At 71.6% G+C, this 21664-nt stretch carries 18 protein-coding genes; 5 read left to right on the top strand and 13 right to left on the bottom strand.

Features of this window, described 5'->3' with window-relative positions; genetic code table 11:
* Positions 1-23: 23 nt before the first annotated feature.
* Positions 24-737, top strand: a complete 714-nt coding sequence (locus ACFWYW_RS07855; RefSeq protein WP_379611527.1) for a type 1 glutamine amidotransferase — start codon at positions 24-26, stop codon at positions 735-737.
* Here ACFWYW_RS07855 and ACFWYW_RS07850 read toward each other — a convergent pair.
* Positions 694-1224 carry an HXXEE domain-containing protein gene (locus tag ACFWYW_RS07850; RefSeq protein ID WP_379611528.1) on the bottom strand — a complete coding sequence of 177 codons (531 nt, stop codon included), beginning with the start codon at positions 1222-1224 and terminating at the stop codon, positions 694-696. The genes ACFWYW_RS07855 and ACFWYW_RS07850 overlap by 44 nt on opposite strands.
* Before the next feature lie 76 nt (positions 1225-1300).
* Here ACFWYW_RS07850 and ACFWYW_RS07845 point away from each other — a divergent pair, with 76 nt between their 5' ends.
* Positions 1301-4264 carry a bifunctional [glutamine synthetase] adenylyltransferase/[glutamine synthetase]-adenylyl-L-tyrosine phosphorylase gene (locus tag ACFWYW_RS07845; protein ID WP_379640932.1) on the top strand — a complete coding sequence of 988 codons (2964 nt, stop codon included), beginning with the start codon at positions 1301-1303 and terminating at the stop codon, positions 4262-4264.
* 79 nt (positions 4265-4343) lie between these two features.
* On the top strand, positions 4344-4991 hold the full coding sequence (locus ACFWYW_RS07840) for a GPP34 family phosphoprotein (protein ID WP_379611530.1): 648 nt from the start codon (positions 4344-4346) through the stop codon (positions 4989-4991).
* Here ACFWYW_RS07840 and ACFWYW_RS07835 read toward each other — a convergent pair.
* Genes ACFWYW_RS07835 through ACFWYW_RS07825 form a run of 3 tightly spaced genes read right to left on the bottom strand, consistent with a single transcriptional unit; the run spans position 4988 to position 7336 of the window.
* Positions 4988-5515: a GNAT family N-acetyltransferase gene (locus ACFWYW_RS07835; protein WP_379611532.1), complete on the bottom strand. Its 528-nt coding sequence runs from the start codon at positions 5513-5515 to the stop codon at positions 4988-4990. The genes ACFWYW_RS07840 and ACFWYW_RS07835 overlap by 4 nt on opposite strands.
* Before the next feature lie 4 nt (positions 5516-5519).
* Entirely contained in the window at positions 5520-6284 is a 765-nt protein-coding gene (locus ACFWYW_RS07830; protein WP_379611533.1) for an aminoglycoside phosphotransferase family protein, read from the bottom strand.
* A gap of 20 nt (positions 6285-6304) precedes the next feature.
* On the bottom strand, positions 6305-7336 hold the full coding sequence (locus tag ACFWYW_RS07825; RefSeq protein ID WP_379611534.1) for a hypothetical protein: 1032 nt from the start codon (positions 7334-7336) through the stop codon (positions 6305-6307).
* Between the two features lie 101 nt (positions 7337-7437).
* On the opposite strand from ACFWYW_RS07825, the gene ACFWYW_RS07820 reads away from it, so the two are divergent.
* Positions 7438-9480 (top strand): tetratricopeptide repeat protein, encoded by a 2043-nt coding sequence (locus ACFWYW_RS07820; protein ID WP_379611535.1) that lies wholly within the window; start codon positions 7438-7440, stop codon positions 9478-9480.
* Positions 9481-9529: 49 nt separating this feature from the next.
* Here the strand turns inward: ACFWYW_RS07820 and glnA are convergent, their stop codons facing one another.
* Positions 9530-10954 (bottom strand): type I glutamate--ammonia ligase, encoded by a 1425-nt coding sequence (glnA, locus tag ACFWYW_RS07815; RefSeq protein WP_184970754.1) that lies wholly within the window; start codon positions 10952-10954, stop codon positions 9530-9532.
* Between the two features lie 94 nt (positions 10955-11048).
* Positions 11049-11975: a hypothetical protein gene (locus tag ACFWYW_RS07810; protein ID WP_379611536.1), complete on the bottom strand. Its 927-nt coding sequence runs from the start codon at positions 11973-11975 to the stop codon at positions 11049-11051.
* A 90-nt stretch (positions 11976-12065) separates the two neighbouring features.
* Between ACFWYW_RS07810 and ACFWYW_RS07805 the strand changes: the two genes are divergently transcribed.
* On the top strand, positions 12066-12527 hold the full coding sequence (locus tag ACFWYW_RS07805) for an RDD family protein (protein WP_379611538.1): 462 nt from the start codon (positions 12066-12068) through the stop codon (positions 12525-12527).
* A gap of 1 nt (position 12528) precedes the next feature.
* On the opposite strand, the gene ACFWYW_RS07800 is transcribed toward ACFWYW_RS07805, so the two are convergent.
* Genes ACFWYW_RS07800 through ACFWYW_RS07770 form a run of 7 tightly spaced genes read right to left on the bottom strand, consistent with a single transcriptional unit; the run spans position 12529 to position 21638 of the window.
* The gene (locus ACFWYW_RS07800) at positions 12529-13392 is read right to left on the bottom strand and encodes a GNAT family N-acetyltransferase (RefSeq protein WP_379611539.1); all 864 of its coding nucleotides are present in this window, start codon (positions 13390-13392) and stop codon (positions 12529-12531) included.
* Entirely contained in the window at positions 13392-14270 is an 879-nt protein-coding gene (locus ACFWYW_RS07795) for a carbohydrate ABC transporter permease (protein ID WP_379611540.1), read from the bottom strand. Before ACFWYW_RS07795 ends, ACFWYW_RS07800 begins: the two co-directional genes overlap by 1 nt.
* Positions 14267-15115, bottom strand: a complete 849-nt coding sequence (locus ACFWYW_RS07790) for a carbohydrate ABC transporter permease (RefSeq protein ID WP_379611541.1) — start codon at positions 15113-15115, stop codon at positions 14267-14269. Before ACFWYW_RS07790 ends, ACFWYW_RS07795 begins: the two co-directional genes overlap by 4 nt.
* Positions 15112-16332 (bottom strand): ABC transporter substrate-binding protein, encoded by a 1221-nt coding sequence (locus tag ACFWYW_RS07785; protein ID WP_379611542.1) that lies wholly within the window; start codon positions 16330-16332, stop codon positions 15112-15114. Before ACFWYW_RS07785 ends, ACFWYW_RS07790 begins: the two co-directional genes overlap by 4 nt.
* Before the next feature lie 13 nt (positions 16333-16345).
* Positions 16346-17572, bottom strand: coding sequence for a Gfo/Idh/MocA family protein (locus ACFWYW_RS07780; RefSeq protein WP_379611543.1), 1227 nt, complete (start codon positions 17570-17572; stop codon positions 16346-16348).
* Positions 17573-19654 carry a hypothetical protein gene (locus tag ACFWYW_RS07775; RefSeq protein WP_379611544.1) on the bottom strand — a complete coding sequence of 694 codons (2082 nt, stop codon included), beginning with the start codon at positions 19652-19654 and terminating at the stop codon, positions 17573-17575.
* 34 nt (positions 19655-19688) lie between these two features.
* Positions 19689-21638, bottom strand: a complete 1950-nt coding sequence (locus tag ACFWYW_RS07770) for a hypothetical protein (RefSeq protein ID WP_379611545.1) — start codon at positions 21636-21638, stop codon at positions 19689-19691.
* Positions 21639-21664 lie beyond the last annotated feature (26 nt).

Here is a 21664-nt window from a genome sequence, read left to right as displayed (position 1 = left end):
AAGTTGCCGGTAAATTACGCAATATGCGGATCGATAGGCGGATCACTGTCATCGAGCACGAGGCCGACGCGCCCCTCGGGTACTTCGCCGGCTGGCTCGGCCTGCCCTGTGACATCGTCCGCCCCTACCTCGGCGACCCGATCCCCGCCGAAGCCGCCGACGGCCTCATCGTGCTCGGCGGTGAGATGGCCGCCTGGGAGGACGAGGCCTACCCCTGGCTGCCCGCCACCCGCGACCTGATCCGCCGCTCGGTCGCCGCGCAGACCCCGGTGCTCGGCATCTGCCTGGGCGCCCAGCTCATGACGCTGGCCTGCGGCGGAACGGTCGAACGCGGCGCCGCCGGCCTGGAGATCGGCGCCTGCCGGGTGACCCTGCTCCCCGTCGCCGACCCCCTTCTGTCCGGCTCCGGCCTGGCGGGAACGGTCCCCGCCGCGCAGTTCCACCGCGACGCCATGACCACCCTGCCGGAGGGCGCGACGCTGCTCATGACCGGCGAGCGTTACCCCCACCAGGCCTACCGGCTGGGCGCGAGCGCGTGGGCGGTGCAGTTCCACCCCGAGGTCACCCCGGAGATCTTCGACCGCTGGATCGCCGCCTCCGGGCAGGACCAGAAACTGGCGACCGAGGTGAAGGCCGCCGACGCGGCCCTGGTCGCGACCTGGCGGCCCGTCGCCGAGGCCTTCGCCGCCGTCGTCAGAACCAGCGGTCGTCCTCCCGGGGCTTCCGCGGCCGGGTGAGCAGGTGGGCCAGCGCGTGGACCCCGCCCAGCACCACGGGAAAGTACAGCAGCCCCGCCGTGCTCCCGCGCACCGGAACCCCCTCGGCCTTCAACCGCCGCCACGCCCAGGCGGCGAAGGGCAGCACCACCAGCGGTGAGGTCACCAGCCCCGGCGTGTAGCCGCGGGTGATCGCGGCCTGGGCCAGGTGCACCAGCCCGTGCAGCCCGAACCCGGCCAGCACCGACTGGAACAGCGGGCTGCGCCCGCCCGTGCGCGCCCCGTCGGCCGAGGCGAGCGCGATCACCCCGGCCATGAGCCCGATCGCCACGTTCACATGCTGTTGCGACATCTCCAGCCGCGCCCACGGCACCTGCGGGAACCGCTCCTCCAGCCGCTCCCGGTTGTCGCGCACCCACCCGGCCATCGTCGCCAGCTCCTCGGCGTCGTGCACCGCCCACGCCGCCAGCAGCCCCCACGTCACGGTCTTCGGAACCCGCCCCATCATCACCCTCCCGAGAAATGCAACGCACCGTTGCGTTTCACTTTAAGCGTTTCACGAGGCCACCTGTCAAGATGGGGAGGTGCCCAGGATCGAGTCCACCGCAGCCCGCCTGGCCAAGCTCGGCTTCGCCGACGGCGCCCGCGCGGCCCGCCTGGTCGCCGGTCTCACCGAGAACCCGTCCGCCGCGTCCGTCGTGGAGGAGCTGCTCGACGACCTGGTGCGGGTGGCCGACCCCGACCTGGCGCTGACCTCGCTCACCCGGCTCGCCGAACGCGACCCCGCCGTCCTGGCCACCCTCCACGCCGACCGGCCGCTGCGCGAGCGCCTGTTCGCCGTCCTCGGGGTGAGCGCGGCGCTCGGGGAACACCTGGTGCGCCATCCCGGTCAGGTGGGGCTGCTGGCCGTACCGGAGCCGGGAGAAGCGCGCGCCGAGCTGCTGCGCGCGGTCGGCGCCGAGCCCGCCGCGACCGAGCCCCGCGCGAGCACGGCGACCGGCACCCTGGTGGCGCTGCGGGTCGCCTACCGCGGCCGCCTGCTCCACCTGGCCGCGCGCGACCTGACCGGGCAGGCCGCGCCGGCCGAGGTCACGGCGGAGCTGTCCGACCTGGCGGGCGCGGCGCTGGAGGCGGCGCTCGCGATCGCCCGCGCCGAGGCCCCCGACGGCCTGGACACGGTACGGCTGGCCGTCATCGGCATGGGCAAGTGCGGCGCCCGCGAGCTCAACTACATCAGCGACGTCGACGTCATCTTCGTGGCCGAGCCGCGCGACGGCGCCGACGAGACCAAGGCGCTGCGCACCGCCACCCGCCTGGCCCAGGCGATGATGCGCGCCTGCTCCGCCGCCACCTCGGAAGGCGCCCTGTGGGAGGTCGACGCGGGCCTGCGCCCGGAGGGCCGCTCGGGTCCGCTGGTACGCACGCTCGCCAGCCACCTGGCCTACTACCGCCGCTGGGCCAAGACGTGGGAGTTCCAGGCGCTGCTCAAGGCCCGCCCGATCGCCGGCGATCTGGAGCTGGGCGCCTCCTACGTCGCCGCCGTGAACGACCTGGTCTGGTCGGCCGCCACCCGCGACAACTTCGTCGAGGACGTCCAGGCGATGCGCCGCCGCGTCGAGGAGCACGTGCGGGCGGAGGGCGAGCGGCAGATCAAGCTGGGGCCCGGCGGCCTGCGCGACATCGAGTTCGCGGTGCAACTGCTGCAGCTCGTCCACGGCCGCCTCGACCCGCTGCTGCGCCGCAAGGCCACGCTGCCCGCCCTGGCCGCGTTGTCCCGAGGCGGGTACGTCGGCCGCGAGGACGCCCGCCAGCTCGCCGAGGCCTACACGTTCCTGCGCCAGGTCGAGCACCTGCTGCAACTGCACCGGCTGCGCCGCACCCACGTCCTGCCGACCGCCGAGGAGGACCTGCGCCGCCTCGGCCGCGCGCTCGGCACGCAGGTGAACCCGGTGGGCGAGTTCACCGCGCGCTGGCGCCGCCACGCCATGGAGGCCAGGCGGCTGCACGAGAAGCTGTTCTACCGGCCGCTGCTGCAGGCGGTCGCCCGGCTGCCCGAGTCGGAGGCGCGCCTTTCCACCTCGGCCGCGGCGGCCAGGCTGGCGGCGCTCGGATATGTGGACCCCGCCGGCGCCCTGCGCCACATCGCCGCGCTGACCAGCGGAGTCTCCCGCCGCGCCGCCATCCAGCGCACGCTGCTGCCGGTGATGCTGGGCTGGTTCGCCGGCACCCCCGACCCCGACGCCGGCCTGCTGGGCTTCCGCCAGGTGAGCGACAAGCTGGGCTCGACGCCGTGGTACCTGCGGCTGCTGCGCGACGAGACCGCCGTGGCCGCGCGCATGGCCCGCGTGCTGGGCACCAGCCGCTACGCGACCGGCCTGCTCACCAACGCCCCCGACGCCGTCGCGCTGCTGGGCTCCGACGACGAGCTCGCCACCCGTCCCGCCGCCGCGCTGCTCGCCGAGGCCTCCGCGGCGGTCTCCCGGCACGACGACGCGGAAGCGGCCGTGGCCGCCGTGCGCGCGCTGCGCCGCAAGGAGCTCTTCCGTACGGCCGTCGCCGACCTCTCCGGCCTGATCGACATCGAACAGGTGGGCGTGGCCCTGTCGGAGCTCAACGACGTCACCATCCAGGCGGCGCTCGACGCGGCCGTGGCCAAGGTCACCCTGGAACGCCGGACCCCGCTGCCGACCCGCTTCGCGGTGATCGCGATGGGCCGGCTGGGCGGCATGGAGTGCTCGTACGCCAGCGACGCCGACGTCATGTTCGTCCACTCGCCCCCCGCGGGCGCGGCGGAGCGGGAGGCGTCGGAGGCCGCGTTCGCGGTGGCCAACGAGCTGCGCCGGCTGCTGGCGCTGCCCGCGCAGGATCCGCCCCTGCTGATCGACCCCGACCTGCGGCCGGAGGGCAGGCAGGGCCCGCTGGTGCGTACGCTCGCCTCCTACGCCGCCTACTACGCTCGGTGGTCCTCGCCCTGGGAGTCGCAGGCGCTGCTGCGCGCCCGCTTCTCGGCGGGCGACGCCGCGCTGGGGGCGGAGTTCACCGCGGCGGCCGACGGCCTGCGCTACCCGGAGGGCGGCATCGGCGAGGACGCGGTCAGGGAGATCCGCCGGCTCAAGGCCAGGATGGAGGCCGAGCGCCTGCCCCGCGGCGCCGACCCGGCCCTGCACACCAAGCTGGGCCGCGGCGGCCTGTCCGACGTGGAGTGGGTGGCCCAGCTGCTCCAGCTCCAGCATGCCCACGAGCACCCGTCCCTGCGTACCACCCAGACGTTGCGCACGCTGCGCGCGGCGGTGGAGGAGGGCCTGCTCGACGCGGCCGACGAGGCGGTGCTGGGCGAGGCGTGGCGGGCCGCCTCCCGCATCCGCGACGCCATCATGCTCGTCAAGGGCCGTCCGGGCGACAGCCTCCCGGCCGGAGCACCGGAACGCCGCCTCATCGCCCGCACCCTCGGCTACCCGCCGGACGGCTCCGAGGACCTCCTGGACGACTACCGCCGGGTCACCCGCCGCGCCCGCCAGGTGGTCGAACGCGTCTTCTACGGCTCCTGAGCCGGGATGACGTTTGTCAGGCGGGATCGATGACGGCGGAGTCTGCACCCGCCCCTGGGGAAGGAGGCACACTCGAGGCATGACGCTGAGCATCGCCGAGGAGTTCGTACTCCTTGCACACGGGGACGAGGACGGCAAGCCGCTGGTCAAGGAGGAGCGGGTCAAGCTCATTCTCGTCGCGGCGCTGATGTCGGAGCTCGCGCTCAGGGAGCGGATCGAGCTCGACGAGGACGGCGGCGTCCTGCTGCTGGACGGCACGCCCACCGGCGACGCCGCGCTGGACGCGATGCTGGCCGGAATCGGCGAGGTCGAGACCACTCTCCTGCCGCGTACGTGGTTCGCCAGGCTGCACGCCGAGCAGGACCCGGCCCCGATCCTGGAGAGCCTGGCCCGGACCGGCGCGCTGCGGGCCGACCGGCGCCGGAGCTTCGGCATCTTCACCAGCACCCGCTACCCGCAGGGCGACCCGGCCGTCGAGCAGGAGGTACGGGCGCGGATCCAGGCGGGGCTCGACGGCGCGGAGGTCACCCCCCGCACCGCCGCGGTGCTGGCCCTGGTGTACGCCGCGCGCCTGCTGCCCCAGCTGTTCCCGGGCGCCGACACCGCGCGGGCCGACGAGCTCGTCGCCGGCGACTGGGTCGGCCAGGAACTGCTCGCCTACTACGGCACCAAGGGCGACCTGGCCACGACGGCGTTGAACTCGATCCTCGGGGACGGCGCGATCTAGGGACGACTCAGCCGGTACAGGACGGTACGGCGCAGCGGGCTGCCCTCGGGGACGTTCGGGTGGTCGAAGTCGTCGGCCGGGTCGCGGGTCATGCCCAGGCGCTCCATGACGGCGCGCGAGCGGACGTTGCGCACGGCGGTCATCGAGACGATCTCCTTCAGGTTCAGCTCGGCGAAGCCGCGGGCCAGCGCCGCCCCGGCCGCCTCGGTGGCGTACCCGTGGCCCCACGAGGACCTGGTCAGCCGCCAGCCGATCTCGACGGCCGGGGTGAAATGGGCGGGGAAGTCCCAGTAGATCAGCCCGGTGAAGCCGACGAACTCCCCGCTCTCCCGCACCTCAAGGGCCCACAGCCCATAGCCGTCGCGCTCGAAGCCCCGCTCCATGCGGTCGATCATCATGTCGCTCTGCGCACGCGTCAGCCGGGCCGGGAAGTGCTCCATCACCTCCGGGTCGGCGTTCATGGCGGCGAACGGCTCGCGGTCCTCCTCGCGCCAGCGGCGCATGATCAGTCGCTCGGTGTCCATCCTGTCAACGATAGGACGAAAGCCCCGCCTCCACAGCCTCCCGCTCCTCGTGCAGGAGCCCGTGCACGGCCTCCTGGAGGGCGAAGGTCGCGGCATAGACGCGCGCCCGTTCCGCGAGATCGGGAAAGCGTACGGCCAGCCGCCGCGCGACCGGCTCCGGCGAGGAGACCGACAGCGCCGCGAAGTCGACCGCCGGATCGCCGGGCCCCGCCTCGTCCCAGTCGAGGACGCCGCTTACCCGGCCGTTCTCGATCAGGACGTTGGCTCCGCCCAGGTCGCCGTGGACGAACCCGGTCGGGGCGCTCGCGGCGGTCTCGGCGGCGGCGGTGACCTCGGCCAGCGCCCTGCGGCCCGCCTCGGGGGACAGCAGGGGGACGACGCGGTGCCGTACCTCGGTGGCGAGGGTCTGCCACTCCGCGCGCCAGGACGTGGTGCCGTCGTGCGGGACGGCGGCCAGGCTTTTCAGGAGCGCGGCCAGCGCGTCCGGCTCCACGGGCGTCAGCGCCGACAGCGGCGCGCCCGGCAGCAGGCGGGTCACCAGGCACCCGGCGCGCACGGACACCACCTCGGGGGCGGGCAGGCCGTGCGCGCGCACCAGGCGCACCCGCTCGGCGAGCGGCTCCACCGGGGCGCCGTAGCGGGGGAAACGCCAGGCCAGCCCGGCGTCGTCGTCGAGCACCACGTCGGCGTGCTCGCCGCGCACCAGACGCAGGCCGTCGGGGGCGCGGCCCATCGCGCGGGCGTAGTCCTCGATCACGATCGTCCTCACTGCCGGGAGTGAGGACGATCTTATCGGCGGCCCTTGAGCCCGGTGACGCGGCGGAACAGGTCCCACCAGAACGGCGCCCCGAACAGCAGCGCCACGTAGGTCAGCAGGTAGCCGGGCCAGTGGCTGAGCGTGGTGAGGCGCTCCCACCACACGCCGCCGTTCCAGTGGACGCTGGGGTCGCCGTCGGCCGGGATGGTGATGCTCATGATCGCGTTGTCGAAGATCTTGACCAGCGCGGGCGAGCTGAGGGTCTCGGTGAGGCAGTCGGTCAGCTGGATGTTCTCGGTGCACTTGGCCTTGAGCTCGTTGACGGTGGCCGGGTCGCCGGCGGCCACCGCCGCCACGCCGGCGCGCAGCGCGTTGTCGCGCAGCAGCGTCTTGGCGTACTCCAGGCCGTCCATGCTGAACAGCAGCGTCACCACCAGCCCGAGCGCGGCCATGACCCACTTCACGTAGCGCTTGTACAGCATCGACAGGCGCTGCATCTCGCCGTCGAACCAGGTCTCGACGCCCTGCCTGAAGCGGTCGAGGTCGCGCTGGGCGCCCTCCCAGACGCCCATGAGGTGGCCGTACAGCGGGCTCTTCATCGCCTTGAGCTTGGCCAGCCAGCCTTCGACGCCGTTGGGGTCGGTGGCCGCCAGTTCCATCAGCGCCACGGCGAAGCGGGCGGGCGGGATGTTGGAGATGCTGGTCTTGCCGGTCTTGGGGTGGTCGATCTCGCGGACGCGCTCGTACAGCAGCTTCGTCATCGCGTCGTCGCCCGCCGACTCGTGGGCCGGCATCGTGGACTCCACCGGCGCCGGCTGGTCGCTGTGCTTGGGCCGCGGGTCACGCAGGAACGGCAGCGCCGTGAAGACGTCACGGATCTTGGCCGGCAGCCACGCCCTGCCTTGGGAGGAGCCGTCCAGGGTGTCGCGCAGGTAGGCCCACAGAAACTTGCTGCGGATGGCCAGTAGCCGCACGATGCCCTCGTTGATGCCGCTGACCAGCAACGACAGCAGCAGGAACGACAGGATCAGCCCGATCGCGAGATCAACGTAAAGAGACAGCAAAATGGATCACCCCGCGCCTTGATACACCCCGGCGCGTCCGGCACGCAATGCGATCGGCGGATCACGCCCGCGACGGACCCCCGAAATGCGCATACTGGGCTATGACCCAGGACGCGGCGGGCGACCGGGCCGTGGCCGCCGGCTCTGTCGGCGAGCGCGCCATCGTCATCCCAGGCGATCACAACACCGTCCAGGTGGGGGTGCCTCCGGCTGCCGCCGGACGGCTCGTCGTGGGGAACATCCCCCAGCTCCCGGCCTCCTTCCAGGAGCGTCCCGGCATCATGTCCGGGCTGCGCGGCGAGGGTCGGGTGAGCGTGGTCCGCTCGGTGAGCGGGGCGCCGGGCGTCGGCAAGACCACGATGGCCGCCGCGTACGCCCGCGAATGCCAGGCCGCCTCGTTCGCCGTCGTCGCCTGGGTCCACGCCGAGACCCACGAGCAGATCGTCGCCGGGCTCGGCCGCCTCGCCGACCGGGCGGGGCTGCGCGGCGCCGGCGACTCCTCGGCCGAGGCCGCGGAGAAGGCCCGCGACTGGCTGGCCGCCGCCCGCGAGCCGTGCCTCCTGGTCTTCGACAACGCGGCCAGCGTACGCGAGCTGCGCCGCTGGGTGCCCGCGACCGGCAACGTGCGGACGGTGATCACCACCAGGGACCGGGCGTTCGACCGGCTGGGCGCGCGGGTGCCCGTGGACGTGTTCACCGAGGCCGAGGCGGTGGCGTTCCTGGAGCGGGCCACCGGCCTGGACGACCCCGCCGGCGCCGCCGCCCTGGCCGGTGAGCTGGGCCACCTGGCGCTCGCCCTGGCGCAGGCCGCGGCCCTGATCGAGGATCGCGGTTCCACCTACGCCGCCTACCTGGCCACGCTGCGCCGCGTACCGCTGGCCAGGAGCCTGCGCAGCTTCGACAGCGACGCCTATCCCGACAGCGTCGTGCGGGCCGTGACCCTCGCGGTGGAGGCGGCGGAGGCCGAGATCGACGGCGCGGCCGACGTCCTCAACGTCCTGTCCGTGCTGTCCCCGGACGGCGTCCCCCGCTGCCTGCTCTACCCGGCGATCGACGACGACGCCCTGGACCGCCTGGCCGCCCTCGTGCGCCGGTCGCTGCTGACCTGGAGCCAGGACCGCCTGTCCGTGGTGGTGCACCGGGTGACGCAGCGCGTGCTCAGGGAACGCGACCCCGGCGCCACGGGCCGCGCCCTCGACCACGCCGCCGAACTCCTCGCTGCCTACCGCCCGCCGGACACCTGGGTGAACCGCGACAAATGGGAGTCATTCGCGGCCCAGACAGAGGCGGTCTACGCACATGTGGGCGAGCGCGCGGCGCCCGTGCTGGCCGCCCTGAGGCAGATGGGCGTGGGCTACCGCGCCCGCCACTCCAGCAACGCCGACGCCGTGACCCTCTTCGAGCAGTGCCTGGCCGACTACGAACGCGTCCTCGGCCCCGACCATGAGATCACCCTGAACACCAGGGCCGACCTGGCCTTCTCCTACAGTCACCTACGCCAGCCGGAACGGGCGGTGGAGCTCTACGAACGCACCATCGCCGACCACATCCGCGTCCAGGGCCCCGACCATCCCGGCACCCTCAAGTGCTACGCGGGCCTGGCCGACGTCTACAGCCTGAACCACGACCCGGCCGACGCGGTGCCGTTGCAGGAGCGGGCGGTCGCCGAACACATCCGGGTCCTGGGCCCCGGCCACCGCACCACGCTGGCCCGGCGCGGCCTGCTGGCCCTGACCGTCAGCCACGCCGGCCGGCACGAAGAGGCGATCTCCCTCATGGAGTCGGCCTGCGCGGACTGCCTCCAGGCACTGGGCGAGAACGACTCCGACACGCTGATGGCCCAGCGGGGGCTGGCGATGGTGGTGGGCAACTCCAGAGACGACGAACGCGCGACCCGGCTGTATCGCGCCTGCTTGGCCGGATACGAGCGCGTACTCGGCGCCGACAACGTCTTCACCCTGCAGACCAAGCTGGTGTTCGCCGACTTCCTGGCCGTGACCGGCTCCCCGGCCGCCGCCCGCGCCCTGTACGCGGACCTGCTGGAAACCGGCGAACGTGTCCTCGGCCCCGGCCACGTGGTGACCGAACAGGCCCGAGCCAACCTGTCCACCCTCGCTCAGCGGCCCGATCCGGCCGGGCCCTGAACAGGCGAACGGCCCGGCACCGTGGTCGATGCCGGGCCGTGGCCGCCGCCTACACGTCGTAGTACAGCTCGAACTCGTGGGGGTGGGGCCGCAGGCGGATCGGGTCGACCTCGTTCTCGCGCTTGTAGGCGATCCACGTCTCGATCAGGTCGGGCGTGAAGACGCCGCCCTCCAGGAGGTAGTCGTGGTCGGCTTCCAGGGCGTTCAGGACGTCGGTCAAGGAGCCCGGGACCTGCGGGATGTTGCGGGCCTCCTCGGGCGGCAGCTCGTAGAGGTCCTTGTCCACCGGCTCCGGCGGCTCGATCTTGTTGCGGATGCCGTCGATGCCGGCCATCAGCATGGCGGCGAAGGCGAAGTACGGGTTGCACGACGGGTCGGGCACCCGGAACTCGATGCGCTTGGCCTTCGGGTTGGAGCCGGTGATCGGGATGCGGACGCACGCCGAGCGGTTGCGCTGGCTGTAGACCAGGTTGACCGGGGCCTCGTAGCCGGGCACAAGGCGGTGGTAGGAGTTCACCGTCGGGTTGGTGAAGGCCAGCAGCGAGGGGGCGTGCTTCAGCAGGCCGCCGATGTAGTAGCGGGCGGTGTCGGACAGGCCGGCGTAGCCCACCTCGTCGTAGAAGAGCGGGGAGCCGTCCTTCCACAGCGACTGGTGGCAGTGCATGCCGGAGCCGTTGTCACCGAAGATCGGCTTGGGCATGAAGGTGACCGTGTGGCCGTACTCCAGGGCGGTGCTCTTGATGATGTACTTGTAGAGCATCAGGTTGTCGGCGGTCTTGAGCAGCGTGCCGAACCTGAAGTCGATCTCGGCCTGGCCCGCGGTGCCGACCTCGTGGTGCTGCATCTCGACGTCGATGCCGCACTCGATGAGATTGCGGACCATCTCCGAGCGCAGGTCGGTGAAGTGGTCCATGGGCGGGACGGGGAAGTAGCCGCCCTTGTAGCGCGGCTTGTAGCCCAGGTTGCCGCCTTCGGTGGACTTGCCGGTGTTCCAGGCGCCCTCGATGGAGTCGATGTAGTAGTAGCCGGCGTTCGCACTCGTCTCGAAGCGGACGTCGTCGAAGATGTAGAACTCCGCCTCGGGGCCGAAGAAGACGGTGTCGGCGATGCCCGTGCCCTTGAGATATTCCTCCGCCTTGCGGGCGACGTTGCGCGGGTCGCGGCTGTAGGCCTCGCCGGTCAGCGGGTCATGCACGAAGAAGTTGATGTTGAGCGTCTTGTGCTGGCGGAACGGGTCCACGACCGCGCTCGTCGGGTCGGGCAGGAGCAGCATGTCCGACTCGTGGATGGCCTGGAACCCGCGGATCGACGAGCCGTCGAACATGAGGCCGTCGGTGAAGACGCTGGCGCCGAAGTTCTCGACCGGGAAGGTGAAATGGTGCGTCGTCCCCGGCAGGTCGGTGAACCTGACATCGACGAACTGCACCCCTTCGTCCCGGATGAACTTCAGGACGTCGTCGGCGGAGTTGAACACTCTCGAACCTCCCTGGGGACGGGTATCAGCCCGACGTTAGGGGGAGGCGATTTCCGCGCCGTGTCTCGCTTGTTTCGCCGGTGTTAAGGGGGCCTCACGTGGCCGACGAAGCCGTGCATCCGTCGCCCTGGGGCTGATGCAGGTCATAGGGGTCGCTTGGCGCGCCGGTGCCGCGTACCCGGCCCGGGTCGGAGGCGGGGAACTGCGGGTGGATGTAGTCGTCGGTGTCGCAACGCACCGGGGTGGCGGCGGCGCCCAGGCTCTCGACCCACACGCGGACCTTGCCCGCCGACCCGAAGATGTCGAACGAGCCCCGCGCGTGCGTCACCAGCCGGACCACCTGGTCGGGGCGGCCCGGTGGCTGGACGGCGTAGACGACCAGGTAGGTGATCTTCACGCGGGCGCCCTCGCGGTAGCGGGAGAGCGTGGCCTCACCGCGGACCTTGATGACGTCGGTGGCCAGCTCAGTGGTGCCGGGCGCGAAGCTGTTGACCCAGGCACGGGTGACCTTCCTACGCTGCTCGGCGTCGGCCAGGGCGGCGAAGGCCCTGGGCTCGCCGCCCATGAGCGTCGCGGGGTCGAGGTAGGCGGCGGTCAGCAGGTCACGCACCCGAGCCAGCCCCTTGCCCACCTCCTTGGCCGACAGCCCGCCGATCGCCTTGGGCGCGGGCAGCTCGAAACCCGCCGCTCCCGCGGCGTATCCGGCGGCGGGCGAGCCCTCGAAGGGGTCGGCGGGCGCGGGCGGCTCCGGCGTGCTCGTGGGCGGCGGCTGGGTCCGCCGTACGGCGGGCTCGGGCGTCAGCAGTTCGGGACGGAAGGCCAGCACGCTCGCCGCGGCGACCAGCACGGCCAGGACCAGGACGACGGCCAGCGCCCACCGCCGCCCGCGTGTGGACGGCCGCCGGGAAGAGGGCGGCGCGGCCTGGCGCGCGGCCTTGGCGGCGGCCTCGCGCATCCTGCGCTGTTCGCCCTCCCCGATCTGGGACACCAGCTCCTGGAAGCGTGCGTCGAGGTCGTCCATGAGGAGACATCATGCGTGCGGAAACGCCCAGGCAGAAGCGCGATTGGGTCACAATCGCGACCGGCGCCCCCGCCGGATACCGTGGTGGGCATGAGTGAGAAGCAGCCGCGCTGGACGCAGACCTGGCTCGGCGGCGTGCGCGCCGCCGGGGTCGACCTCGGGTACCCGGGTCAGCGGCTGGGACTGCCGGAACGGGGCAGCGGGTCGGTGGCCGGGTGGGGGCGGCGGATCGGGGCGCTGGTCATCGACTGGATGATCTGCACCTGGGCGATCGCGCAGCTCATCCTGGGCATCAGCCCCACCGCCTCGCCGTGGGCGCCGGTGCTCATCTTCGCCCTGCAGTACCTGCTGCTGGTGGCCTTCCTGGGCCAGACGTTCGGGCACCGGCTGATGAAGATCAAGGTCGTCGCCATGGACGGCGGCATCCCGCGGCTGCTGCCGGTGTTCGTGCGGACCGTGCTGCTGTGCCTGGCCGTGCCCGCGGTGATCTACGACCGCGACAACCGCGGCATGCACGACCGCGCGTCCAACACGATCACCGTCACCATGTAGCTCAGAAGTAGTCCGCGGGCCAGTGGGCCGCGCCCGGCGCCCGCACGACCGGGTCCGGGTCGGCCAGCAGCGCGCGGGCCATCCCCGTCCGGTCGCTGCCCCGCAGCACACTCTCCAGCAGGTACGGCACCGCCGGATCGTCCCACGCGAGCCGCGCCCGCGCCCGCCGGATCCCCCGGCGCAGGGCCTCCCCGGCCAGCGCGGGCAGCAGCGTCTCCAGGTCCCCGGCGACCTCGAGGATCTCCAGCTCGCCGGCGTGCCAGCGCACGGCCGCGTAGGCGTCGTGGGTGCGGAGCAGCTCGCCGTACCAGAGCGGCACCCTGACCCGCCAGTGCGCCGGGTCGCGGACGGTGGTCAGCGGACGGCGGCGGTTGTGCGCCGCGTGCAGGGCGGCCAGCTCCCCGGGAACGGCGGCCCGCAGCGGCGCGCACACCCCGCCGGGCACGGCCAGCGGCCCGCTGACCAGCGGCAGCTCGAAGGAACGCCAGCCGGAGTAGACGGCGGGAGCGCCGGTGAACAGCAACGACCACGCGCAGCCGTCGGCGGCCATCGCCGTCACCGCGGCCGCCAGCAGGCGCCGGACGTGGCCCTGCCCACGGGCGTCGGGGCGGGTGGCGACGTTGGCGACGCCGCCCACGCGGAGCACCCCGCCGCGGCCGTCGCGGATCGGGCGCGGCAGGTAGTACACACTGGCCAGCAGGCCGCCTGGGCCGGGCACGACGAAGGTGCGCTCGTGGCGGCCGGGATCGCTCTCGTACAACGGCACGATGTGCGGGGCGTCGAAGCAGGCCGCCCACAGCGCGTAGAGCGCGTCGCGGTCGCCGGGGCGGGCCGTCCTGACCGGCCCATCCACCCGTCCGGCCATCAGCCCTTGATCCCCGACATCGTGACGCCTTCGGTGAAGTAGCGCTGCCCGACCAGGTACGCGGCGAAGATGGGCACGAACGCCACCGTCGCCCCGGCCAGCACCACGCTGAGCGGCACGTTCTCCTGGTGCAGCGAGGCGATGCCGACCGTCAGCGTCCGCATGTCCGCGCTGCCGCCCACGATCAACGGCCACAGCAGGTCGTTCCAGTGCCACAGGAAGACGAAGACCCCGAGCGTGGCCAGGATCGGCTTGCACAGGGGCAGCACGATCCTGGTGAAGATCCGCCACTCGGAGGCGCCGTCGAGCCGCGCCGCCTCGAACAGCTCGTCCGGCAGGCCCATGATGAACTGCCGCATCAGGAACACCGCCTGCGCGTTGGCGAGCGTGGGCAGGATCAGCCCCCAGTAGGTGTCCACGCCGCCGAGCTGCGCGATGAGGACGAAGGTCGGGATCAGCGTGACGTGGTAGGGCACCATCACCATCGCCAGGAACGACCAGAACATGGGCTCGCGCCCGGGGAAGCGCTTCTTGGCGAAGGCGTACCCGGCCAGCGAGGCCAGCAGCAGCACGGCCACGACGCTGACCACGGAGTAGACGAGCGTGTTGAACGTCCACTTCAGCAGGTCGCGCCCGCCGAGCACCTCGCCGTAGGCGCTGAAGTCGACCGGCCAGGGCAGCATGCTCTGCGGGAAGGTGACCGCCGCCCCCGGCTTCAGCGACAGCACGACCATCGCGTAGAAGGGGAAGAGCGTCACCGGCGTCGCGATCGCCAGCAGGACGATCCTGGCGATCTTCCCGCCGCGTGTCGGCTCCAGGGCCTTGTAGGACGGATGTTTCGAGCGTACGGCGGGCGGCCGCGTGGCCAGCAAGGTCACTTGCTCCTCCCGATGATCAGGCGCTGGATGAGCGCCACCACGAGGGTCATGACGAACAGGGCGACGCCGATCGCGCTGGCGTAGCCGAACTCGAAGTTCTTGAACCCCTGCTCGTACAGCGCCATCACGAGCGTGAAGCTGCCGTGGGCGGGTCCGCCGCCGGTCATCACGTAGACGAGGTCGAAGACCTGGAACGAGGTCGTCGTCTCGATGACGGCCACGAAGAACAGCGCCGGGCGCAGCTGGGGCAGGACGATGTGGCGGAAGCGCTGCCAGGTCGAGGCTCCGTCGGACAACGCCGCCTCCTCCAGTTCGCGGGGGAGATCCTGCAGGCGGGCCAGGACGATGAGCATGCCGTACCCGAATCTCGACCAGACCGAGACGATCACCAGCGCGGGCAGGACCAGCGTCGGCGAGGCCAGCCAGGACAGGCCCGTCAGCTTGGTGATCGGGCCCTCGGAGGAGAACAGCCAGGTGAAGACGGTTCCGGCGAGCACGAGGCTGGTGACGACCGGCAGGAAGAAGACCGAGCGGAAGAAGCGCGCGCCGCGGAAGGAGCGGCGCACCAGCAGCGCCATGCCGACCGAGGCGGCCATGGAGACGGGCACGTAGAGCACGGTGTAGATCAGCGTGACCTGCAGCGAGTCCCAGAACACGGGGTCGCCGGCCATGCGGCGGAAGTTGTCCAGGCCGGTGAACGCCGGGCTCTCGCCGATGCCGAACTCGAAGAAGCCGAGCAGCACTCCGGCGATCGACGGGCCGAAGCGGAAGGCCAGGAAGAGCAGGAGGCACGGCAGGACGAACAGCAGTCCGGTCCGCGCCTCCCAGCGCAGCGTGAACCTCATCGGCCCAGCAGGGCGTCGGCGGCCTTGGTCGCGTCGGCCAGCGCCTGCTCGGGCGTCTTCTTGCCGATGAGCGCGGCCTGGATCTCCGGCGCGAGCACGCCCATGACGTCACGGGCCTTGTCGTGCAGCGGCCCGGCCGTGGTCAGGTCGAGCGTCTTCTCCACCCCGGACTGGACCGGGTCGGCGGCGTACAGGGCGCCGGTCGTGGTGCGCGGCGAGAAGAAGCCCGAGGCCAGGTTGAACGCCTTGCTCGGCTCGGCCCCGGTGGCGAAGGCGATCCACTTGCCCGCCGCCTCCTTGTTCTTGCTCGCCTTGAGCATGCTCAGCGAGCCGACCGTGCCGTAGGCGACCTGCTTGGCGCCGGTCAGCGGCGGCACCACCTTGATGTTCTCCTTGCCCCAGAACGACTCGACGTCGGCGGGCAGCTGCTGCCAGGTGCAGGCCACCTTGTTCTGGGCGGTGCGCGTCTGCTCGAACTTGGGCAGCCCCGTCAGCAGGTCCTTCTCCACGAAGCCGCCGTCGGCGAGCTGCTTGAGGAAGGTCAGCGCCCTGACGCCCTCGGGGCCGCCGAACGCGCTGGCCTTGCCGTCGGTGGTGAAGACGTCGCCGCCGGCCTGCCACAGCAGCGGGTAGAACGACTGGTTGAGCGTCGCGGCCGGGTCGGCCCAGTAGTTGGTGACGTCCACGCCCTTGGCCTTGAACTGCGGGGCCAGGCGCAGCACGTCCTCCCACGTCTTGGGGAAGTCCTTGATCCCGGCGGCGTCGAAGGCCTTCTGGTTGCACACCAGCGGGTTGGCCGACATGAGGATGGGCGCGCCCATGGCCTTGCCGTCGACGGTGACCGCCTGGAGGGCGTTGGGCCGGTAGCCGGCCTTGTCGGCGAGGTAGGCGTCGACCGGCTCCAGCGTCTTCACGTACTTGGGGAGCTGGTCGGGGATGAGGTAGACCACGTCGGGCGCCTTGTTGCCGGCGATCGCCGTGGACAGCGCCTCGTCCCGCTTGGCCCACGGGTAGATCTCCACCTTGACGTCCACGTCCGGGTTGGCCGACTCGAAGGCCTTGATCTGCCCGTCCCAGAACGCCTGGTGCTTGGCCTGGTCGGCGATGATGGGGTAGATCCACATGGTCACGGTCTGCTTGCCGTCGCCGCCGGACCCGCCGCAGGCGGCGAGCGTTCCGACGGCGAGCAGCGCGGCTGCCAGTGCGCGAGGTCGCATGATCGTTCCTCTTCTATGATTCGGGCACGGTGACGACCGTGCCGGTGTGACGGGCCCGCTCGGCGGCGAAGACCGCGAGGTGGCTGTGGAGCGACTCGGTGTGGTCCGAGCGCACGAACGAGCGGTCGCCGGTGGCCAGCGCGCTCACGAAGGCGTCCATGACGCCGGCGTCGCCGCCGCCGTGGCCGTCGCCGGCGTTCGACCCGCTGCTCACGCCTTCCCACCTGGTGGTACGGCTGTCGCGGAAGTCGAGGACCTCCACCGACTCGCCGTCGCCGATCAGCCGCCCGTGGGTGCCGAAGATCTTCGTCTGCCGGTGGGTCTGCTCGGTGAAGGCGGTCATCGTGAACGTGGCCGTGGCCCCGCCGGTCAGCTCCATGGCCAGCACCTGGTGGTCGACCACGTCGTTGTCGCTCGCGTAGACGCACCTGCCGTACGGGCCGGTGCGCAGCGCGTCCATGACCTCGGCCTCGGTGCCGCCGAGCACGCTGGTCGGCCAGTCGTAGCCGCGGTTCAGGTAGAGCTTGGGCGCGGAGTAGGGGCAGACCGGCTCGATCGGGCAGTCGAGGCAGCGGTCGGCGGCCCCGGCCGGGCGCCGGTCCGGCCGGAAGTGGCCCAGCGAGCCGAAGCTGGAGACCCGCCGGATCCGGCGGCCGGTGACGTAGGTGAGCCAGTCGAGGTCGTGCGAGGACTTGGCGAGCAGCATCGGGCTGGCCAGCCGTTCGCTGCGCCAGGGGCCGCGCACGTAGGAGTGGGCGTGGTGCCACCAGCCGACCGGCTCCAGGTGCTCGACGCTCATGATCTCGCCGATCACCCCGCTGCCGGTGACCCGCTTCACCAGTTCGGTGTAGGGCGTGTAGCGCAGCACGTGGCAGACCGCGAACAGCACCCCCGACTCGGACACGGCCCGCACGATGCGCCGGCACTCCTCCTCGGTGGGTGCCAGCGGCTTCTCCATGAGCAGCGCGTAGCCGGCGCCCGCCAGCGCGATGGCGGGCTCGACGTGCATGCGGTCCTGCGTGGACAGGATGACCGCGTCGGCCACCCTGTCCGCGAGCAGGTCCCGCCAGTCGCCGAACTCCCTGACGCCGGGGCTCCGGGCGCCGACCGCGCGGCGCCTGGCCGGGTCGGGGTCGGCGACCGCGACGAGCTCGGCCCGGTCGGGATGGGCGGCGATCCAGGAGGCGTAGGTCTGCCCCCTGTTGCCCGCTCCCGCGATGGCCAGCGTGACTTTCCGCACCTAAATCACCAGATTTCCGGAAGTGAGGACCTTCGGGCCGTCCGGCGGCAGCTCCCTGGTCACCGCCTCCTCGACGTTGCCCGTGTGCTGGACCAGCTCGAACTGCTTGATCGTGAGCCTGCCGCCGCTGAACTGGCAGCCGGTCGCGGTGTAGCGGTTGCGCCCCGCCTCCAGCAGGACGTGCGCTCCGGTGGTACGGCTGCGCATGCCGTACAGCTCCCAGGACACGAGGCCGGCCGGGTCCGCGCGGGAGAGCAGCGCGCCGCCCTCGCCCTCGCCCGAGATGTCCGTGCCGCCGTCGAGTCGCAGGCGCTGGTCGGCCTTGCCGGCGGCGCGCAGGCCGAGGCCGTTGAGCGTGCAGCCGGTCAGCGTCGCCGAGCCGGCGAAGGTCAGCGGCGCGGCGTTCTGGGCGGCGTTGAAGACGACGTGGGTGAAGACCGCCTGCGCGCCGTTGAACGTGTTGCCGTCCAGGCCGTGCAGGACCGAGCGGCTGATGTGCACCGGGCCGGTGACGTTGGCCTGGACGATCTCGCTCTTGGCGGGCAGCGTGAACGTGCAGCCCTCGATGAGGTTGGGGCGGCCCGACAGCTTCGACTGCTGCGAGACGATCAGCGTGTGACTGGCCGAGCAGCCGCGCATCTGCACGCCGTCGGCGTTGACCCAGATCATGCCCGAGCCGTTGAGCGAGGGCTTGCCGATGACCCGGACGTCCTCCAGCGTCAGATCGGTGATCTTCACCCGGGCCACGAACCACGAGCAGACGTGCTTGCGCACGGTGATGCGCTTGGCCGCCGAGCCCCAGGCGGCACCGGAGTTGGCGAAGGTCATCAGGCCGGAGTTGCCGGTGTAGGTGAGGTCGTGCTCGTACTGGCCGTGGGTGACGAAGGGGCCCTGGTCGTCGCCGTCGCCGTGGCAGTTCTCGACGTAGCAGTACGCGCTGGCGGTGAAGTCGTTGAGATGGCGGGAGTTGGCCACGTGGCAGTCGGCGACGTGGCCGTACAGGCAGTAGATCTGCTGGGTGAGGTAGCCGGCGCCGCCCCACGTGACGCTGGCCGGGTTCTTCAGCGTGCAGCGGTCGGTACGGAAGTGCGTGGCCCAGCGGCGCATGATCACCGGCCAGAACGTGCCTTCGGCGTGGATCGACTCGACGTCGCAGTGGACGGCGTACTCGTAGGCGAGGGGGTGGGAGCCGGTGTACTGGTCGCCGGGCACGACGCCGCGAAAGCGCAGGTTGCGGACGTGGACCCGGGCGACCGGCTCGACCAGCGTCCAGGTGACGCTCCGGCCGGCCTTCAGCTCCCAGCCGTTCTTGTAGTTGACCCGGATCTGCGTGGGGCTGACGATCTGCGTGACCTCGACGAGCTTCTGCAGTTCCTTCTCCCAGCGGCCGGCGCCCTGGTCGACCTCGGCCGCCCACCACTGGCCGACCTTGAACCGGCCGGAGTCGCCGACCTCGAAGACGTCCGACAGGTCGGGCATGACCTGGGTGAGCTTGTGGGTGACCTTGGTCTCGGTGACCTTGCCGCGGAACAAGAGCACGGCGGCGAAGGGGTCGTCGGCGCCGGCCTTCTCGATGCCGTCGGTGGTCATCAGGTGGCCGCCGAAGTCGAGCACCAGGCCGGAGCGGGAGAAGGTGTGGCGCTTGGTGAAGTTCAGGTCGGTGTGGGCTTCGATCCGGCTGACGTGCGGGTCGTTGACCATGGCGTCGAGTGCGGCGTCTGCGGGTGTTTTGGCGTCGAAGATGCCAAATTTCCGGAAATCTAGGCATCCGTCGTGAATCTGGAGCCAGCGGCCCTTCGCGGCGGTGCCCAGGACGGTGCCGCCGTTGGCCAGGGCGGTGGAGTTCGCGTCCCAGCGCGCCAGCATGCCGCCGCCGTCGCCGGGGGAGCGGTAGCCGGCGACCTGGGCCAGGGTGCCGTCCGTCAGCTTCGCCGCCTCGTGGGCGAGCAGTTCGGCGACGGTGGCGACCGCGCGTACCTCCTCCTTGGGCTTCTTGCCCGGATCGGCCAGCGCGGGCTGGGCGAGCAGGAGGGTGCCGGCGGCGGCCAGGCCGGAGGCGCGCAGGATGTCACGACGTTCCATGGGTGGTTCCTTGCTGGGAGTGGGGGTGATCGGCTCAGAGCGTGATGGTGTGGCTGACCAGCACGCGCGGGCCCGACGGCGGTAACCGGCGCTCGACGCCGTCCTCGGCGCAGCCGGTGTGCAGGACCTCGGCGGCCCCGGTCAGGGTGAGCGTGCCGCCGGTGAAGGCGCAGCCGGTGGCCCGGTAGCGGTTCTCGCCGCCGGTCAGCTCCAGATGGGAGCGCTCGGCGCGGCTGCGCACGCCGGCCAGTTCCCAGGTGACGGCGCCGGGGCCGTCCGCCCTGGTCAGCGGGGAGTCGTCCAGCTCCACGCCCTCCAGCCTGAGCACCTGGTCGCGGACGGCGGTGAGCTGGATGGGCGTGTTCTTCACCTGGCCGCCCCTGACCGTGACGCTCGCCGAGCCCAGCAGGAGGGGGCCGGCGCCGTCCAGGACGCAGTCCGTGAACGTGAGCGGGCCGGCGCCGCGCAGGGTCGCGCCGTCGAGGCCGGTGAAGACGCAGTCCTTGAAGTGCACCGCGTTCGTGACCGGCGTCTGCACGACCACCTGGCCCTTGGGCAGCTCGAAGAAGCAGCCCTCGATCACGTTGGGCCGGGTGGAGCGGCTGGAGCGCTGGCCGATCGCGAACGTCTTCGCCGAGCAGCCACGCATCTGGACGCCGTCGGCGTTCACCTGGAGCGTTCCCGCCGGGTCGAACGTCGAGCGGGGGATGACCCTGACGTCCTCCAGCGTCAGATCCGTGATCTTGGTTCCGGCCACGAACCAGGAGCACAGGTGCTTCCTGACCGTGATCCGCTTGGCGCTGGTGCCCCACGGGGCGCCGCTGTTGGCCAGGTCCATGAGGCCGGAGTTGCCGGTGAAGACCAGGTCGTGCTCGTACTGGCCGTGGGTGGTGAAGGGGTTGCCGCCCTCGTCGTCGCCGTCGCCGTGGCAGTTCTCGACCGTGCAGTACGCGCTGGCGGTGAAGTCGTTGAGGTGGCGGACGTTGGAGGTGGTGCAGTCGGCCACGTGGCCGTAGAGGCAGTAGATCTGTTGGGTGAGGTAGCCGGCGCCGCCGTACATGACCGTGGGCGGGTTCTTGAGCCCGCACCGCTCGGTACGGAAGAACGTGCACCAGCGGCGCATGATCACCGGCCAGAACGAGCCCACGGCGTGCACGTCGGCGACGTCGCAGTGGACCGCGTACTCGTAGGCCAGCGGGTGGGAGCCGGTGTACTGGTCGCCGCCGGGGACGCCGGTGAAGCGGAGGCCGCTCACCTGGACGCGTTCGACCGGTATTACGCGCGTCCAGGTGAGCGACCGGCCGGGAGCGAGCTCCCAGCCGTTCTTGTAGTTCACGCGGACGTGGGAGCCGTCCACGACCTGCGTGATCTGTACCAGGCGCTGGAGCTCACGCTCGTACGTCCCGGACAGGGCGTCCACCTCGACCGCCCACCACTGGCCGATCGCGAAGCCGGCCGAGTCGCCCACCTCGAAGACGTCGGACAGATCGGGCAGGACGGCGGTGAGCTTGTGGACGTGGGTGGTCTTCGTGCGCTCGCCCTGGAAGAACAGGACGGCGCCGAAGGGGTTGTCATGGGAGTTCTTCTCGATGCCCTCGGTGGTCATCAGGTGGCCGCCGAAGTCGAGCACGAGGTCCGAGCGGCGGAAGGTGTGCCGCTTGGTGAAGTTCAGGTCGGTGTGGGCTTCGATCCGGCTGACGTGCGGGTCGTTGACCATGGCGTCGAGTGCGGCGTCTGCGGGGGTTTTGGCGTCGAAGATGCCAAATTTCCGGAAATCTAGGCATCCGTCGTGAATCTGGAGCCAGCGGCCCTTTCTGGCCGTGCCCAGGACGGTGCCGCCGTTCGCCTTGACGGTCGAGCGCGCGTCCCATCGGACGAGCATGCCGCCGCCGTCGCCCGCGGCGCGGTAGCCGGCGACACGGAGCACCGTGCCGTCGGCGAGCTTGGAAGCGTCGAGCGTGAGAAGGCACGCGACACTGGCCACCTGTTTCATGGTTCTGGCCTCAAAGG

The organism is Nonomuraea sp. NPDC059023, from assembly GCF_042740095.1.
GTDB lineage: Bacteria > Actinomycetota > Actinomycetes > Streptosporangiales > Streptosporangiaceae > Nonomuraea.
Note: the sequence above shows the minus strand (reverse complement) of the source record. Positions and strands in the feature narration are given on the sequence as shown.

Coding starts and splice junctions, on each gene's coding strand:
- ACFWYW_RS07810 (WP_379611536.1), bottom strand. CDS start 11,975: ATGGACGACCTCGACGCACGCTTCCAGGAGCTGGTGTCCCAGATCGGG.
- ACFWYW_RS07790 (WP_379611541.1), bottom strand. CDS start 15,115: ATGAGGTTCACGCTGCGCTGGGAGGCGCGGACCGGACTGCTGTTCGTC.
- ACFWYW_RS07785 (WP_379611542.1), bottom strand. CDS start 16,332: ATGCGACCTCGCGCACTGGCAGCCGCGCTGCTCGCCGTCGGAACGCTC.
- ACFWYW_RS07850 (WP_379611528.1), bottom strand. CDS start 1,224: ATGATGGGGCGGGTTCCGAAGACCGTGACGTGGGGGCTGCTGGCGGCG.
- ACFWYW_RS07805 (WP_379611538.1), top strand. CDS start 12,066: ATGAGTGAGAAGCAGCCGCGCTGGACGCAGACCTGGCTCGGCGGCGTG.
- ACFWYW_RS07800 (WP_379611539.1), bottom strand. CDS start 13,392: ATGGCCGGACGGGTGGATGGGCCGGTCAGGACGGCCCGCCCCGGCGAC.
- ACFWYW_RS07775 (WP_379611544.1), bottom strand. CDS start 19,654: ATGGAACGTCGTGACATCCTGCGCGCCTCCGGCCTGGCCGCCGCCGGC.
- ACFWYW_RS07820 (WP_379611535.1), top strand. CDS start 7,438: ATGACCCAGGACGCGGCGGGCGACCGGGCCGTGGCCGCCGGCTCTGTC.
- ACFWYW_RS07840 (WP_379611530.1), top strand. CDS start 4,344: ATGACGCTGAGCATCGCCGAGGAGTTCGTACTCCTTGCACACGGGGAC.
- ACFWYW_RS07855 (WP_379611527.1), top strand. CDS start 24: ATGCGGATCGATAGGCGGATCACTGTCATCGAGCACGAGGCCGACGCG.
- ACFWYW_RS07835 (WP_379611532.1), bottom strand. CDS start 5,515: ATGGACACCGAGCGACTGATCATGCGCCGCTGGCGCGAGGAGGACCGC.